Here is a 16,949-nt window from a genome sequence, read left to right on the forward strand (position 1 = left end):
AGTCTACGGCAATACGCAACGGGCGGATAGCGCTCAGTCAGCAATCCGCAGCTTTCCGGCGAAATCCTGTGGCGTATAACCCGTTGACGTAAATCCTTTATCCGTGATGATGTTATCGATTTCTTTTACGCTTGCGATGCACATCACACCGTCCTGACCAAATTTGGTATGGTCGGCAAGAATCACTGATTTTTTGCTCATCGCAATCATGGCTTTGGCAACGTAGGCTTCTTCAAAGCTCTTCACCAACACGCCATGCTGGGGAGAAATGCCGCCAGCGCCAATAAAACAGATATCCGCGTGAATCGCGTTAATCTGCTGACAAACCGAGACGCCGAGGTTGGCGCGAAAATGGTAATCATATTCGCCGCCTAATACATACACGCGGGCCTGCAGGTTATGCTCTTTAATTTTATCGGCAATCAGGGCTGAATTGGTAATCACGGAAAAAGCGAGAGGCGGTAATTGCTCGGCCAGAATAAGGTTAGTTGTACAGGAATCAATAAACAATGTATCCCGTTCACTGACCATTTCGGCGGCAAGTTTGCCAATCGCTATTTTCTCTTCGCGATGCGCCTCTATTCTTGCGCTAAACGCATCCTCCTGGACAACTTGCTTTTTGACTGCGCCCCCATGAATCTTAGTGATTTTGCCTTCAGACTCCAGTAAGGAGAGATCGCGACGAATGGTTTCCGAGGTGACGTTGAGCATTTCCGATAATTTAATAACGGTGACTTCACCGAATTTGTTTAATTCATCAAGAATATGTTTTCGTCTTTTAATTGGATTCATTATCTTTCGCCGCCGTCAACCTTTGGCGCATGGTAACTGGATGCGTCAGGCAACGCAACCACTCCAATGCATGGACGATACCCTCCTCATCATTCGTGGCAGTCACATAGCCGGCCTGCCGCTTTACTGCATCCGGCGCGTTGCCCATTGCGATGCTGATTCCGGCGGCGGCAAACATGCTGACATCATTCTGCTGATCGCCAATCGCGACCACCTTGTCAGAAGATATATTTAAATAATGAATTAATTGTTCTATTATGCACCCTTTATTTACATCGGATCTTTGAATATCAATATAATTTTCTCCCGTGACAACCGCATAATATCCACAAGGCAGGTGATTATTCACTTCTGTACACAGAGTATCTATCTCCGAAGATGCGGCAACAAGTGTAATTTTATATATATTGCGACGATTAAAGATATTTTCTGCAGTTTCAGTTATAAGCGGTAACTCAAATAAGCGGGCTTCATATGTTGTCCAGGGTGCAATTAGTCTATCGTCACGATGGTGAATTGCTTCGGCGCTAAAAAAGTGGTGGTGATAGCGGGAAAGAGAAATATGTTGGTCAATATTCCATAGATCTGTGGCGGTCAGCGGGGCAGCATGAATAATGCGCGGCCCCGCCATCTCCAGCAGGCGTCCGCAGTTAAAACCGGCGCACCAGCTAAACAACGTATCAACCTGTTGCTGGCGTAGCAGGCGTACCATTGAGGAGACCGGTCTGGCGGAACATGCCGCCAGCAGACCACCGTCCTGGCGGAACGCAATCAGCGCCTGACGCGTGCGCGGGCTGATTGTTTTCTGCGAGGTGAGTAATGTTCCATCCAGATCGGTGATCAACAACATCTCTCGTTCCCTGATATCAATGAACAATAAACGGCGTAACGGCTTCTTTGGCGGCGTTGCACACCATGTTGTCGATAGCCGTACCGACCACCAGAATATTGACCCCGGTATCTTTAAACGCTTTCGCGTTGGCGAGGTTAATCCCGCCTTCCGCCAGCGTCGGAACATCCACCGCGCCGACCAACGCCCGCAGGCGATCTTTAATCATCTGCGGGATATCGCCTGCCGCTACGCCTTCATAGCTCATGCCTGTCATCAGACCAATCATATCCACGCCGATATCCTGCATTCGCTTCGCCACGCTGGCGACCTCTTCCGGCGTGCGTGCAGGAATACCGAAAGTATGCAGATCGTCAGGATGGCCAATGTAGGCATCGACAGTCAGACCATACTGATGGGCGAGATTAACGATGTCCTGCAGATCGTCCCAGTCGGATTTATGCGTATGTAAACCGTCGGCCCCAGCGCGGGCAATCTCCAGAATTTCCGTTTCGCTGAGCGGCACCGGTAAGGTTTCGGTAAAACCGCCGGCGATACCAACGGTGATAAAAATATCGTCCGGGACCACATTACGCACACCGTGTACGGCCTCAGCCATCTGGCTATTGGTGATTTCGTGACGAATCTGCTCCGCCGCGTGCATGTTGTTCACGCCTTTGTGTCCACGCGCCAGCGCCAACGCAGGGTGGTTCGGCTCCAGTAGCTTAACGCCAGCCTCACACACGGCTTTCGCCAGGCGCGCATCGTCGCCGGTTATTCCTGTGCTGAGGATGGTTTGCCCGCCGTGAAGTGTGATGGCTTCTTTCACTTTCTGTAACGCTTTGGCGCGTTTTTTATTCATATCGCCTTTAAACATGGTGTACCTCTGGTGTTGGTGCATTAATTAACGGCTGTCGTTGTTGATTCGCTCTGTACGACAGGTTTGAAACGGTTAGCAATAATGGTGGTAAGGCAGGTCATCGCCATTGTGGCAATCATTACGATGGCCATCTGGAGCGCATTGTTGGATAAGAACGGTGAGGCGAAAGCCGGAACATAGGCCACCCCTTTGACGTTAAAAAAGCCCAGCATCATGCCGCCCATTCCGGCCCAAAAAATGGCGGAGCCAAAAACAATTTTGTTGGCGAACATGAAGGGATAGGCGGATTCAACAAAGGTGCCAAAGCCCAGGTTAATGAGCAGGCCCGGCGTAGCAACGGCAGCTTCGCTTTTTTCACGCGGGGCGATCACATTGGCAAGGTTAATACCTGCGGCCACCATCACCAGACCGACCATATCGACCGCGCCGAGGAAGCTGACGCCGGATTTTTCCATCTCCAGCAGCACCAACGGCAGGATCACCGCGTGATAGACGCCGCCGAGAATGGCAGGCCAGATAACCAGACCAGCCAGCAGCCCGGCAAGAATTGGGCTGAATGCCAGCGTGCTTTCGATAGCCAGTTTGATGTAATTACCCGCAGATAGCGCCAGCGGACTCAGCAGATAGTGCATGATTAACCCAGCGGCAAGGCCCGATATCCCACCGGCGACGATGTTGACGGTAGTCATTGGGAAGCGCCAGTTCAGGCACAGCTCGAACAGCCAACGGACGAAAATCCCCGCCATTACACCGCCGATAATGCCGCCGATAAGACCGCCCTCTACGGAAAGCACGCCAGCGACGACTCCGGCCACAATTGAAACTTCATCCAGTTCGGAAATCTGTTTTGCCGCCAGTACCGCGACTAACACCGGCAGACCTTTTAGTAATATTTCAAAGATATCGTTAAGTTTTTCCAGTCCTGGTATGTGGCTCAGGGCGAGTACAATCGCCATGGCGATAAAGCCTGGTAGCGCAGGGATCATGATGCTACGAATGTTAAAACGTTTGAGCAGGCTTTTTCCGGAACCGCTCTGCGAGGGCGAAGCGCTACCCAACTGTGGTTTGTACTTGATACCCCAATGTTTACACAGTGACGCCACGAAGGAGACGGCGCGGGTACGGCTGGTGGTGCCGGTTGTTCCGGAGGTCGCGACCACATTCGCCCCCTTTGCCGCCACCAGCGCCATGGAGGTTCCCCCGGTGCCGACAATCGGTGTTTTCATCTCAACGGCGGCGGCAAAAACGGCCTGGTTCGCCTTTACCGGATCGGCGCTCATTACCACGATCCCATCGATCTCACCGCAGCGGATCATCTCAGCGATTTGGCGATCGCTTTCTACTACCGAGGTGTTTACCTCCGAAAGTTTGCCCTGAAATATGCGCTGTGGTTTTTGTTGGTTTTCTGTGGTTAATGCATAAACCGATGCCGGGGTATCCGGTTTGGCGACGTCCATCGAGGCTTCTGCCGCGATAAACTGTACGGCGGCCACATTCACGCCCGCAGCCTCACACTGCTGATAAATCTCCTGGAGTAACTTCTCTGGCTCGGCGCCACCCAGGTTGTAGAGGTTGCCTCCACTGCTTCCAATAATCGCAATTTTTTTCATAGCGGCCTCAAATAGGGTAAGGGGGTTATCTGTGTTGTAGTGCAATCATAATTCCAACTAAAACAAAATAAAGCAACAATGAAAAAGTGGCCTTATACCAAACGATCTCAATTTTTAAAGGTAACGCATTAAAATATAATGATTAATTTATGTTTTTGCTTTGTGTTGTTTTATGTGGTTTTGTGACGAAGTTCAAAATGAGGAGGGCATAAATAGGGGAAAGCTGCCCATGTTGATGGGACGAGTAGGGTGTTGCGGATTCCTGAGCAGTATTCCGCCGGCAGCGCCTGGCGCGGGAACCGCCGGATGACGTGCTTGCGTCGCCATCCGGCAGCGTATTGCCTGATAGCGCTCACCCGCTGCCGTGTCAGGGCGATTATTCAAATAAGTTCTGATGCAGCTTTTGCACCACTTTCTCGGCATCGTCTCCCGGCACGAGGAAGCACAGATTGTGGCTGGAGGCGCCGTAACAAATCATGCGAATGTTGAACGGTTCCAGGACGCCAAACACTTCTTTACCAACGCCGCAGGCTTTTGACAGGTTGTTGCCAATCAGCGCGACCAGCGCCAGTCCTTCTTCGACTTCTACCCGACACAGCGCGGAAAGCTCCATCAATAAGGATTGGGTCAGTAACGTATCGCCCGTGGAGGTGGAGCCGGTAGTATCCAGCGTCAGCGCGACGCTCACCTCCGAAGTGGTAATCAGATCTACCGAAATATTATGCCGCGCCAGAATGCCGAACACCTCTGCCAGGAAACCTCGCGAGTGCAGCATATTCAGGCTGTGCAGCGTCAATAGCGTTTGATTGCGGCGCAGCGCCAGCGCACGGAACAGCGGCGGGTTTTGGGTTTTATTGCACACCAGCGTACCGCCCGCTTGCGGATCTTTACTGGATCCAACGAAGACCGGGATATCGCTACGCACGGCCGGGAGTAAGGTGGCTGGATGCAGTACTTTTGCGCCGAAGGTTGCCATCTCCGCCGCTTCTTCAAAGTCGATTTCATCAATTCGCTGCGCGACGGGCACCACGCGCGGGTCGGTGGTGTAAATACCGGGCACATCTGTCCAGATATCAACCCGCGCGGCGTGGAGCGCTTCAGCCAGCAACGCTGCCGTATAGTCGCTGCCGCCGCGGCCTAACGTCGTGGTGCGGCCTTTGCTTTCACTGCCGATAAAGCCCTGAGTAATGACCAAAGTTTCGTTCAGGCGCGGGAGCAACTGCTGCGCGGCCAGTTCCGCAAGCGCTGCGACGTCCGGTTCCGCACGACCAAAGCGATCGCTGGTACGCATCACTTTGCGCACGTCGAACCAGTGGGCCTGTACGTCGCGTTCACGCAGGATCTCAACAAATAGCAGGGTAGACATCAGCTCGCCGTGACTGACCAGTTCATCGGTCAGGGCTGCCGATGTCGCCAGCGATGCCGCCTCCGCCAGAATAGTGATGTTTTCCAGCAGGCGTTCAATCTCTTCGCGAATGACATTCGGATGACGCAGACGATCAAGGATATCGAACTGGATTTTACGGATGGCGTCGAGCGTAGCGAAACGTTCGCCAGGCTCCATCCCTTCGGCCAGCGCCACCAGCAGATTAGTGATGCCGGCAGACGCGGAAAGCACGACTAAACGAACATTGGCGTCGGAAAGTACGATATCCGCGCTACGGTTCATGGCGTCAAAATCAGCGACGCTGGTACCGCCAAATTTGGAAACAACGATCTCTGTCATATCAACCTCGTGTCAGGAAATGAAAAACGCGACCATGGCACAAGGGCAGAACAGAAACCGGTGCAGGCGCAAATGCAAGTAACGTATTTATAAATAAAAGTTGTGGCCTGGACTGTCAACGTTGGGATTATGCGGATTTTTTATGCTGAGTTTAGGCTCAGTAACAGCGCTTATAACCCCGATACCCGTTTGTAGTATGTTGGCTTATCTATGCGCCCGGCGACTCACCCACTTGCTGCCTTTCTGCACCTCGAATTATTTAGGGTATATACTTTTTATCCTCATTCGACAGTGCCTGGGGCAACGGCACTAAAACAATCACACTTTTCTGTGACTGGCGTTACAATCGATCCCAGTCACAATTCTCAAATCAGAAGAGTATTGCTAATGAAAAACATCAATCCAACGCAGACTTCTGCCTGGCAGGCGCTCCAGAAACACTACGATGAAATGAAAGACGTTACGATCGCTGAGCTTTTTGCGAACGATAGCGACCGTTTTGCTAAATTTTCCGCGACGTTTGACGATCTGATGCTGGTGGATTTCTCCAAAAACCGCATCACCGAAGAGACGCTGGCAAAATTACAGGATCTGGCGAAAGAGACCGATCTGGCCGGCGCGATTAAATCCATGTTCTCCGGCGAGAAGATCAACCGCACCGAAGACCGCGCCGTGCTGCACGTGGCGCTGCGTAACCGTAGCAATACGCCGATCATTGTGGACGGCAAAGATGTGATGCCGGAAGTGAACGCCGTGCTTGAGAAAATGAAAACTTTCTCGCAAGCGATTATCTCCGGTCAGTGGAAAGGCTACACCGGTAAGGCCATCACCGACGTGGTGAACATCGGTATCGGCGGTTCCGACCTCGGCCCGTTCATGGTGACCGAAGCGCTGCGTCCGTATAAAAATCATCTGACTATGCACTTCGTCTCTAACGTTGATGGTACCCACATCGCTGAAGTGCTGAAAAAAGTGAACCCGGAAACGACTCTGTTCCTGGTGGCGTCGAAAACCTTCACTACGCAGGAAACCATGACCAACGCCCACAGCGCGCGCGACTGGTTCCTGAAAGCTGCAGGCGATGAAAAACACGTGGCGAAACACTTTGCTGCGCTCTCCACTAACGCCAAAGCGGTCGGCGAATTTGGTATCGACACGGCCAATATGTTCGAGTTCTGGGACTGGGTCGGCGGTCGTTACTCGCTGTGGTCTGCCATCGGGCTGTCCATTATTCTGTCCGTCGGTTTCGACAACTTTGTCGAGCTGCTTTCCGGCGCGCACGCGATGGACAAGCATTTCTCCACCACTCCGGCGGAGAAAAACCTACCCATTCTGCTGGCGTTGATTGGCATCTGGTACAACAATTTCTTCGGCGCGGAAACCGAAGCCATTCTGCCGTACGACCAGTATATGCACCGTTTCGCCGCCTACTTCCAGCAGGGCAACATGGAATCCAACGGTAAATACGTTGACCGTAACGGCAACGCCGTGGATTACCAGACAGGCCCAATTATCTGGGGCGAACCAGGCACCAACGGTCAGCACGCGTTTTATCAATTGATTCACCAGGGTACTAAAATGGTGCCGTGTGATTTTATCGCCCCGGCTATCACCCATAACCCGCTATCCGATCATCATCAGAAGCTGCTGTCTAACTTCTTCGCGCAGACCGAAGCGCTGGCGTTTGGTAAATCCCGCGAGGTGGTTGAGCAGGAATATCGCGATCAGGGTAAAGATCCGGCGCAGCTTGAACACGTTGTGCCATTCAAAGTGTTTGAAGGCAACCGCCCGACCAACTCTATCCTGCTGCGCGAAATTACGCCATTCAGCCTGGGCGCGCTGATTGCGCTGTATGAGCATAAAATCTTTACGCAGGGCGCCATCCTGAACATCTTTACTTTCGACCAGTGGGGCGTTGAGTTGGGTAAACAGTTGGCTAACCGTATTCTGCCGGAGCTGGGCGATGATAAAGCTATTTCGTCCCATGATAGCTCTACCAACGGTCTGATTAACCGTTATAAAGCCTGGCGCGCCTGATGGCGCTGCGCTTATCCGGTCTACGTAATGCATAGCGTCTGTAGGCCGGATAAGGCGTTTCGCCGCCATCCGGCAAAAAGAGAATAAGATAATAAAAAAGCCGATATTCACATCGGCTTTTTTTATAAGATAATTCCGCTTGTCCGTCTTTATCCCCACAATTTTATATTGAGCTTAATCCTAAAATAAGCAATAACCAGAAAATCACTCTGCGTTACTTTCAGATTATACGGATGCCGATGTCTTTTATTTTAATTTTAACTTATTGATTTTATTTGTTTGTTAATTAAACAATGTAGGCGTTACTTCTTTAAAGTTTAATTATCCTAAAACCTCGCTGTTATTTCTCCCGGACATAATCCGCCTGCTTTGGTTGTGTATACTCGGTAGCGCCCGAAATTCTTTTGGGTAAATCTCCATTCATTCAATGAAGGGAAATTATGATGAAAAAAGTACTGTATGGCATTTTTGCCATAACCGCGCTTGCGGCGACATCTGTCTCGGCAGCCCCCGTTCAGGTGGGTGAAGCGGCAGGGTCGGCAGCGACGTCGGTATCGGCGGGAAGTTCCTCCGCCACCAGCGTTAGCACCGTAAGTTCGGCGGTGGGCGTCGCGTTAGCGGCAACCGGCGGCGGCGATGGTTCCAATACCGGAACCACGACCACCACGACCACCAGTACCCAGTAGTATCGGTACGTTTAACCATAACCACACTCCGGTGTGGTTATTTTGCCCCTCTGGAGAAGCGTCGTGAAGCGACTCGCACTTATCCTGATTTGCCTGCTATTACAGGCGTGTTCGGCCACCACTAAAGGCTTGGGCGATTCACTGTGGGACAGTTTGTTCGGTACGCCAGGCGTACAGCTAACGGATGACGATATTCAAAACATGCCTTATGCCAGCCAGTACATGCAGCTTAACGGCGGTCCTCAACTGTTTGTGGTGCTCGCTTTCTCGGAAAACGGGCAGCAGAAATGGGTGACGCAGGATGGCGCGACGATCGTGACGCAGCATGGCCGTCTGGTCAAAACGCTGCTCAGCGGCGACAACCTGATCGATGTGAATAATCTGGCGGCCGACCCGCTGGCGAAACCAGGACAGATTATCGATGGCGCGACCTGGACTCGCACCCTGGGCTGGACCGAACATCGCCAGGTGCGTTACGCCACCGCCCGCTCCGTTTTTACATGGCGAGGGACCGATAGCGTGAACGTCGGCAGTGAAGAGACCGCCGTGCGGGTGTTAGATGAAGAAGTGACGACCGATCAAACGCGCTGGCGTAATCGCTACTGGGTTGATGGCGAAGGCCAAATTCGCCAGACGGAACAGTATCTGGGCGCGAATTACTTTCCGGTGAAAACCACGCTGATTAAGGCGGCAAAATCATGATGAAAAGGACGATAAGCGCGCTGGCGCTGGCCTTTATCGCGTCATCCGTCTTTGCCAGCGGCACTGTTACCGTTTTTACCCAAGGTAATAGCGAGCCTAAAACGCTGACAGACGCTGAACGTCTGCTCGATTTAGTCGGACAGCCGCGCCTGGCAACGAACTGGTGGCCTGCGGCGGTGATAGGCGAAGAACAGGCGACCGTGACGGCGCGTCAACAGCAACAGGAACTTCTCGGGCGACTGGCGGCGCTCAGCGCTGAAGAAGACGGCGATGCGGCGGCGGCGATAAATACACTGCGCCGACAGATTCAGGCGGTGAAGGTGACGGGCAGACAATTCGTGAATCTTGATCCTGACGTGGTGCGGGTGAGCGAACGAGGTAACCCGCCGCTGCAAGGTCACTACACGCTCTGGGTCGGGCCGCAACCCACGCAGGTGACGCTCTTTGGCTTGATTAGCCAGCCGGGCAGCCAGCCGTTCGTCCCTGGGCGGGACGTCGCCAGTTATCTTGAGGGTCAGCGCTTACTCAGCGGCGCGGATCGTAGCTATGCCTGGGTGGTTTACCCTGATGGACGCAGCCAAAAAGCGCCGGTGGCTTACTGGAATAAACGTCATATCGAGCCAATGCCCGGCAGCATTATTTTTGTCGGTTTTGCCGATTCCCTTTGGCGCGGCACGCCGGAGGCGATAAATGCCGACATTCTTCATACCCTGACGCAGCGGATACCGGAATAATGAAAAAAACACATCTGCTCAGCGTGCTGGCGCTGGGTATTAGCGCGGCCTGCCATGCCGAAACATATCCAGCCCCTGTTGGGCCTTCACAATCTGACTTTGGCGGCGTGGGCCTGCTGCAAACGCCGACAGCGCGTATGGCGCGTGAAGGGGAGATGAGCCTGAACTATCGCGATAACGATCAGTACCGCTACTACTCGGCTTCGGTTCAGCTTTTCCCGTGGCTGGAAACCACGTTGCGCTATACCGATGTCCGTACGAAAAAGTACAGCAGCGTGGAATCATTCTCCGGCGACCAGACTTACAAAGATAAAGCGTTTGATGTGAAACTGCGGTTGTGGGAAGAGAGTTACTGGATGCCGCAGGTGGCGGCTGGCGCGCGCGATATCGGCGGGACGGGGCTGTTTGATGCGGAATATATTGTAGCGAGTAAGGCCTGGGGGCCGTTTGATTTTTCATTAGGTCTCGGCTGGGGCTATCTTGGCACCAGCGGCAATGTGTCTAATCCTTTCTGTTCGTATAGTGATAAATTCTGTTCGCGTGATAACAGTTATAAAGAGGCAGGTTCCGTCGACGGTAGCGATATGTTTCACGGCCCGGCCTCGCTGTTTGGCGGCGTGGAATACCAGACCCCGTGGCAACCGCTACGCCTGAAACTGGAGTATGAAGGCAATAACTATCAGCAGGATTTTGCGGGTAAACTGGAGCAGAAGAGCAAGTTTAACGTCGGCGCCATTTACCGCGTCACCGATTGGGCCGACGTTAACCTCAGCTACGAGCGCGGCAACACCTTTATGTTTGGCGTTACGCTGCGCACCAATTTCAACGATTTACGTCCCGCTTATCATGACAATTCACGCCCGCAATACCGACCACAGCCGCAGGATGCCATCCTGCAACATTCGGTAGTGGCTAATCAATTAACGTTATTGAAATATAATGCCGGTCTGGCGGACCCGAAAATCCAGGTCAAAGGCGATACGCTATACGTTACCGGTGAACAGATGAAGTACCGCGACTCCCGTGAAGGGATCGTGCGCGCTAACCGGATCGTCATGAACGATCTGCCGGAGGGGATCCGCACGATCCGCGTGACGGAAAACCGCCTTAATCTGCCGCAGGTCACCACTGAAACCGATGTCGCCAGCCTGAAACGCCATCTGGAAGGCGAACCGCTGGGACATGAAACCCCGCTGGCGCAAAAACGCGTGGAGCCGATCGTGCCAGAGAGTACTGAACAGGGTTGGTATATCGACAAGTCGCGCGTTGATTTTCATCTTGATCCCGTGCTGAATCAGTCGGTAGGCGGCCCGGAAAACTTCTATATGTATCAGTTGGGCGTAATGGGAACTGCGGATCTGTGGGTCACGGATCATCTGCTCACCACGGGCAGCGTGTTTGCCAATATCGCCAACAACTACGACAAATTTAACTACACCAATCCGCCGAAGGATTCACATCTGCCGCGGGTGCGTACGCATGTCCGTGAGTATGTGCAGAATGATGTTTATGTGAATAACCTACAGGCCAACTACTTCCAGTATTTTGGCAATGGTTTCTATGGGCAGGTCTACGGTGGTTATCTGGAGACCATGTTTGGCGGTGCCGGGGCGGAAGTCCTGTATCGCCCGATAGACAGCAATTGGGCGTTTGGTCTGGATGCCAACTACGTGAAACAGCGTGACTGGCGTAGCGCGCAGGATATGATGAAGTTTACCGATTACAGCGTGAAGACCGGACATTTGACCGCATACTGGACGCCGTCGTTCGCCCAGGATGTGCTGGTGAAAGCCAGCGTTGGTCAGTATCTGGCGGGCGATAAAGGCGGTACGCTGGAGATCGCCAAACGCTTCGATAGCGGCGTCGTTGTCGGCGGTTACGCGACGATTACCGATGCGTCGCCGGATGAATATGGGGAAGGGGATTTTACCAAAGGCGTATATGTTTCCGTGCCGCTGGATCTCTTCTCGTCCGGCCCAACCCGAAGTCGTGCGGCAATTGGCTGGACGCCGCTGACGCGTGACGGTGGTCAACAGCTTGGGCGTAAGTTTGGCCTGTATGATATGACCAGTGACAGGAGCGTAAATTTCCGTTAATACTCAGGCCGGATAAGGCGTTCAAAGCGCTATCCGGCAAATTATCTTATTGAACAAAATATAAACATAAATAAAAAATATAGATGCTCGTCACATTTGTGCGTTATACAGAAACCTCGCCGCAGAGAAAGAGGGGGCTGTTATGATGCCATTATCGCGCTCACGTCTTGAGTTTATCGCCACGATTTTACAAAACGTACTAAATTTGGGGCTGCTTACCCTCGGTCTGATCTTGGTCGTTTTTCTCGGTAAAGAGACGGTGCATCTGGCGGATGCATTATTCGTGCCTGAGCAAGCCAGCAAATATGAACTGGTGGAAGGGCTGGTGATCTACTTTCTTTATTTCGAATTTATTGCGCTGATTGTGAAGTACTTTAAGTCTGGCCTTCACTTTCCGCTGCGCTATTTCGTGTACATTGGGATCACGGCGATTGTGCGCCTGATCATTGTCGATCATAAAACGCCAATGGATGTATTACTCTATTCGGCGGCGATCCTCCTGTTGGTTATCACGTTGTGGTTATGTAATTCGAACCGACTACGGCGAGAATAGGCGTCGCCACACCGTAACGGACGTACGGCGTGGCGATAAATCAGCTTATTGTATGGCGGCTTTCGGCGTTTTCTCTTCTGCTGGCGTCCATAACTTCTCAAGTTCTTCCAGCGTTTTGCCTTTGGTTTCCGGCACGAACTTCCACATAAACAGCGCCGCCAGAATACCCATACAACCGTAAATCCAGTAGGAGAAACCGTTGTGGAAATGGGAAACCAGCCACGAATTTTTGTCCATCATCGGGAAGGTCCAGGAGACGAAGTAGTTCGCCAGCCACTGCGCGGCGACGGCAATGGCGAGCGCTTTGCCACGAATCGCGTTCGGGAAGATTTCTGCCAGCAGCACCCAACAAACCGGTCCCCAGGACATGGCAAATGCGGCGACGTAAAACAGCATCGACAGCAGCGCTATCAGCCCGGAAGCCTGGGTGTAAAACGCGGTGCCAAGGCTGAACATCCCAAGAGCCATACCCAATGCGCCAATAATTTGCAGCGGTTTGCGACCAAATTTATCTACCGTCATGATGGTCAGCACGGTGAAGCTCAGGTTGATTACGCCGACAATAATGGTCTGCAAGAGCGCCACGTCGGTGCTGGCCCCTAACGTTTTAAACACTTCCGGCGCGTAGTAGAGCACGACGTTAATGCCGACAAACTGCTGGAAGACGGACAGCATCACGCCAATGACTATCACGCCCACGCCAAACATCAACAGGCGTCCGCCGGTTTTACGACCATGCTCCAGAGACTGGTTGATCTCCTGCATGGCCTGGGTAGTGAGGCTGCTACCCATAATTTTGCGCAGAATGCCCTCCGCCTGTTCGTGTTTGCCACGTGCCATCAGCCAGCGCGGGCTTTCCGGTACGGTATACAGCAGCAGTAAAAACAGCAGGGCGGGAATACTTTCTGAAGCAAACATATATCGCCAGCCATCGGTATTCAGCCAGTTAGCGTCACCAGAGCGGGCAATGAAATAGTTAACGCAATACACCAACAGTTGACCAAAAATAATGGCGAACTGGTTAAAGGAAACCAGTTTCCCACGAATATGCGCTGGAGCCAGTTCAGCAATATACATCGGTGAGAGCATTGAGGCTAAACCAACGCCAATACCACCAATGATGCGATAAATAACAAATTCGGGGACATATCCGGCCAAATAAACAGGTACGGCATTATCTGGGTTAATCGTGGTAAATCCTAATTCTGGCCATGCGGAGCCAATACCGGAAATAAAGAACAGCAGAGCGGCGATTTTCAGCGAGTCCCGACGACCAAAGCGGTTACTGCAATAACCGCCCAGCGCACCGCCGATGATGCAGCCAATCAACGCACTGGCGACGCAGAAGCCCAATAGCGAGTTGGCGGCGGATTCACTTAAATGTTGCGGAGCGACAAACACGGTATTTAAGGATTCTACCGTTCCGGATATGACGGCAGTGTCATAGCCGAATAATAACCCTCCTAATGTTGCGACTAAGGTAATGGAAAAAATATAGCGGGAATTATAGTGGGTGTTCATTCAGACCTGCCTTAGAGGATACAGCTCTTTTGATCAGTGTCGTGATGGTGAATTTAACAGGCAGGGAAAACAATTATCATTTTTTACATTGCAATTATGTTTTGTCTTTTCTGTGATCTTAATTCTGTTTAATTTGTCTGTTTTCAGGCGGTAAATATAATTGCAGTGATGGGGGCCACGAAAGGAAATAATCGTAACAGCAATGCAAAATAACATAAAAAAAGCGCTCCGAAGAGCGCCAAAATACGACCATAAGTGGGGATAACATAAGTTGAGGGCAGTGGCATTGCCCGTTGCCGGGCAGGTACTTCGATAAGACTTAACCTTTCACACCCCCTGCCGTCAGGCCGTTGACCAGCCAACGCTGCGCCAACAGGAACACCAGGGTGATAGGAATAGCGGAAAGGACGGCGGCGGCGGCAAAGTCGCCCCACAAATAGTTTTGCGGGTTGAGATATTGCTGCATACCCACGGCCAGCGTATAGCTGTCCACATCGCGCAGTAACAACGAGGCGACCGGAACTTCGGTAATCGCCGCGATGAACGACAGAATAAACACCACCGCCAGAATCGGTACGGAAAGCGGCAGCAGCACCAGGCGAAATGCCTGCCACGGGGTTGCGCCATCCAGCGCGGCGGCCTCTTCCAGCGAGCTGTCGATAGTTTCGAAGTAGCCTTTAATCGTCCAGACATGCAGCGCAATGCCGCCAAGATAGGCGAAGATCACGCCGCCATGCGTATTCAGACCGATAAATGGAATGTATTGTCCCAGGCGGTCAAATAACGCATACAGCGCCACCAGAGACAAAACCGCCGGAAACATCTGGAAAATCAGCATCCCCTTGAGCAGTGTTGCTTTACCTGGAAAACGCATTCGTGCGAAAGCGTAGGCGCAGGTGGTGGAGAGCGCCACGATGCCGATGGCGGTAATACCGGCGATTTTCACCGAGTTCCACAGCCACAGCAGGACCGGGAAGGGAGGCGGCGTTACCCGACCATCCGCATGTTCCACGCTGAAACCCAGCGCCAGCCGCCAGTGTTCCCAGGAGATTTTATCCGGGATCAGGCTTCCGGTGGCGAAGTTCCCCTCACGTAGCGAGATAGCGATGACCATCAGCAGCGGGAACATGATCGCCGCGATGAAAATCAGCAGCCCCAGGTGCGTGATGAAGAGACGTAATTTTTGAGATTTGGGTTGGACCATAGCCATTGTTATTATCTCCCTTAATCAAACTTCATACGCGTGGCTTTCAGGTTCACGATGGCCAGCGCGCCTACCAGCAGGAAGATCAGCGTGGCAATGGCCGCCGCCAGACCGAAGTCCTGACCGCCGCCGCCTTCAAAGGCGATACGGTAGGTGTAGCTGACGAGCAGATCGGTATAACCGGCAGGCGTGGTGGTGCCGAGACGGTCTGGCCCGCCGTTGGTCAATAACTGAATCAGGACAAAGTTATTAAAGTTAAAAGCGAAGCTGGCGATCATCAGCGGCGTTAGCGGCTTAATCAGCAGCGGTAAGGTGATCTTAAAGAAATTCTGAAATGGACCGGCGCCGTCCATTGCGGAGGCTTCGTACAGGTCATCCGGAATCGCTTTCAGCAGTCCCATGCACAGGATCATCATGTAGGGATAGCCCAGCCAGGTATTCACGATAATCACCATTGCCCGCGCGGTGTTGGGGTCGCTGAACCAGGCAGGTTTAATGCCAAACAGCGCGCTCAGCATCATATTGATTTCGCCAAAGCTTTGGTTGAATAACCCTTTGAAAATCAAAATTGAAATAAACGACGGTACGGCGTAGGGCAGAATCAGCAGGACGCGGTAGATAGCTTTACCTTTCAGCGCTTCCCACTGTACGAGGCAGGCCAATACCATCCCAACCGCCACGGTTAACACCACAGTGAGAACCGAAAAGACCACGGTCCAGACGAAGATAGCGAAAAAAGGCTTCTGGATCCCTTCGTCGGTAAAGACGCGCGTAAAGTTTTTCGCGCCGATAGTAACGGTATAACCAGGACTGAGTTTTTCATCACCCCAGCTTCCGTCGGCGTTGATCGACTGATAATAACCGCTATCGTTGTTTGGCCGGTATTTTACGCCGCTCTGGTTATTGGTCAGCAGGCCGTCATCAGCCAGTGTGTACAGCGGACGGGTACCGGAAAACTGACGCAGCGAGCTCATAATCACTTTACTTTCATCCGGCAGGACGGCGGTTATCTGGTTCAGCGCCAGACGGTTCTGGGTGATTATCCGCAGATTGGCGCGTTCGCCGCCCGGTAGGGCATCGGTCTCTTTCAGCTGTAATTTTTGTTCGCCGCCGAAGGAAAATGCGTCAGACAGGTAATGTTTGCCCGTTTCTCCGTCGGTGAGGGCCAGTTGCCACTCGTCGCCGGCCGGGTAAAGACCGAAGTTATAGGTTTTTCCTGCCTGATAAGAACGGTCCATCAGCACTTGCTGGGCGCGTTCAAAGGTGAGCTGGTTGGTGCTGCTGTAGTTAGTAAAGGCGATGGCGATGGTGCACACCAGCGGGAATAGCACAAACAGCCCCATACCGGCGAGGCCAGGGTAAACGTAGCGCCAGGCGTAGGTTTTACGATTTGCAAAAATATACAAGCCAGCAGAGCTTAAAATCAGCGTCATGATGGCGAACAGATACTCCCCTTGTACGTACATTAAAACTACAAGGTAACCCACCAGCAGGCCCAGCAGACCAATTACTGACCATTTAAGCTGGTCGCTTTGCCACCAGTGTTTCTTTTTAATGACATCCATGGGGGTTTTCCTCT

14 protein-coding genes are annotated in these 16,949 nt (G+C 52.4%); 6 read left to right on the forward strand and 8 right to left on the reverse strand.

What is annotated here, in order from left to right:
• Positions 1 to 33: 33 nt before the first annotated feature.
• From ACLJRH_RS13370 to lysC, 5 genes are all read right to left on the reverse strand, one after another.
• Positions 34 to 792, reverse strand: coding sequence for a DeoR/GlpR family DNA-binding transcription regulator (locus ACLJRH_RS13370; protein ID WP_001068171.1), 759 nt, complete (start codon positions 790 to 792; stop codon positions 34 to 36).
• Positions 779 to 1,642, reverse strand: coding sequence for a Cof-type HAD-IIB family hydrolase (locus ACLJRH_RS13375; protein WP_000924644.1), 864 nt, complete (start codon positions 1,640 to 1,642; stop codon positions 779 to 781). Before ACLJRH_RS13375 ends, ACLJRH_RS13370 begins: the two co-directional genes overlap by 14 nt.
• Positions 1,643 to 1,658: 16 nt before the next feature.
• Positions 1,659 to 2,498, reverse strand: coding sequence for a hypothetical protein (locus ACLJRH_RS13380; protein ID WP_000472329.1), 840 nt, complete (start codon positions 2,496 to 2,498; stop codon positions 1,659 to 1,661).
• Positions 2,499 to 2,521: 23 nt separating this feature from the next.
• Positions 2,522 to 4,111 carry a PTS sugar transporter gene (locus ACLJRH_RS13385; RefSeq protein ID WP_000716846.1) on the reverse strand — a complete coding sequence of 530 codons (1,590 nt, stop codon included), beginning with the start codon at positions 4,109 to 4,111 and terminating at the stop codon, positions 2,522 to 2,524.
• 376 nt (positions 4,112 to 4,487) lie between these two features.
• Positions 4,488 to 5,837: a lysine-sensitive aspartokinase 3 gene (gene lysC, locus ACLJRH_RS13390; protein ID WP_000136392.1), complete on the reverse strand. Its 1,350-nt coding sequence runs from the start codon at positions 5,835 to 5,837 to the stop codon at positions 4,488 to 4,490.
• Positions 5,838 to 6,224: 387 nt separating this feature from the next.
• On the opposite strand from lysC, the gene pgi reads away from it, so the two are divergent.
• The 6 genes from pgi (at position 6,225) to psiE (ending at position 12,645) form a co-directional block, all read left to right on the forward strand.
• Positions 6,225 to 7,874, forward strand: a complete 1,650-nt coding sequence (gene pgi / locus ACLJRH_RS13395; protein WP_023137000.1) for a glucose-6-phosphate isomerase — start codon at positions 6,225 to 6,227, stop codon at positions 7,872 to 7,874.
• Between the two features lie 443 nt (positions 7,875 to 8,317).
• Entirely contained in the window at positions 8,318 to 8,560 is a 243-nt protein-coding gene (yjbE, locus tag ACLJRH_RS13400) for an exopolysaccharide production protein YjbE (protein ID WP_001541297.1), read from the forward strand.
• A gap of 63 nt (positions 8,561 to 8,623) precedes the next feature.
• On the forward strand, positions 8,624 to 9,262 hold the full coding sequence (locus tag ACLJRH_RS13405) for a YjbF family lipoprotein (RefSeq protein WP_000824805.1): 639 nt from the start codon (positions 8,624 to 8,626) through the stop codon (positions 9,260 to 9,262).
• On the forward strand, positions 9,259 to 9,996 hold the full coding sequence (locus tag ACLJRH_RS13410; protein ID WP_001647081.1) for a capsule biosynthesis GfcC family protein: 738 nt from the start codon (positions 9,259 to 9,261) through the stop codon (positions 9,994 to 9,996). The genes ACLJRH_RS13405 and ACLJRH_RS13410 overlap by 4 nt, the downstream gene beginning before the upstream one ends.
• Entirely contained in the window at positions 9,996 to 12,092 is a 2,097-nt protein-coding gene (locus tag ACLJRH_RS13415) for a YjbH domain-containing protein (RefSeq protein ID WP_023136999.1), read from the forward strand. Before ACLJRH_RS13410 ends, ACLJRH_RS13415 begins: the two co-directional genes overlap by 1 nt.
• A gap of 142 nt (positions 12,093 to 12,234) precedes the next feature.
• Positions 12,235 to 12,645, forward strand: coding sequence for a phosphate-starvation-inducible protein PsiE (gene psiE / locus ACLJRH_RS13420; protein ID WP_000982752.1), 411 nt, complete (start codon positions 12,235 to 12,237; stop codon positions 12,643 to 12,645).
• Positions 12,646 to 12,690: 45 nt separating this feature from the next.
• Here psiE and xylE read toward each other — a convergent pair whose 3' ends face one another.
• From xylE to malF, 3 genes are all read right to left on the reverse strand, one after another.
• On the reverse strand, positions 12,691 to 14,166 hold the full coding sequence (gene xylE / locus ACLJRH_RS13425) for a D-xylose transporter XylE (protein WP_023136998.1): 1,476 nt from the start codon (positions 14,164 to 14,166) through the stop codon (positions 12,691 to 12,693).
• Positions 14,167 to 14,485: 319 nt separating this feature from the next.
• Positions 14,486 to 15,376 (reverse strand): maltose ABC transporter permease MalG, encoded by an 891-nt coding sequence (malG, locus tag ACLJRH_RS13430; RefSeq protein WP_001252081.1) that lies wholly within the window; start codon positions 15,374 to 15,376, stop codon positions 14,486 to 14,488.
• Positions 15,377 to 15,390: 14 nt separating this feature from the next.
• Positions 15,391 to 16,935, reverse strand: coding sequence for a maltose ABC transporter permease MalF (malF, locus tag ACLJRH_RS13435; protein ID WP_000382565.1), 1,545 nt, complete (start codon positions 16,933 to 16,935; stop codon positions 15,391 to 15,393).
• Positions 16,936 to 16,949 lie beyond the last annotated feature (14 nt).

Origin of the sequence: Salmonella sp. SAL04162, from assembly GCF_046551535.1 — a bacterium.
Classification (GTDB): Bacteria; Pseudomonadota; Gammaproteobacteria; order Enterobacterales; family Enterobacteriaceae; genus Salmonella; species Salmonella enterica.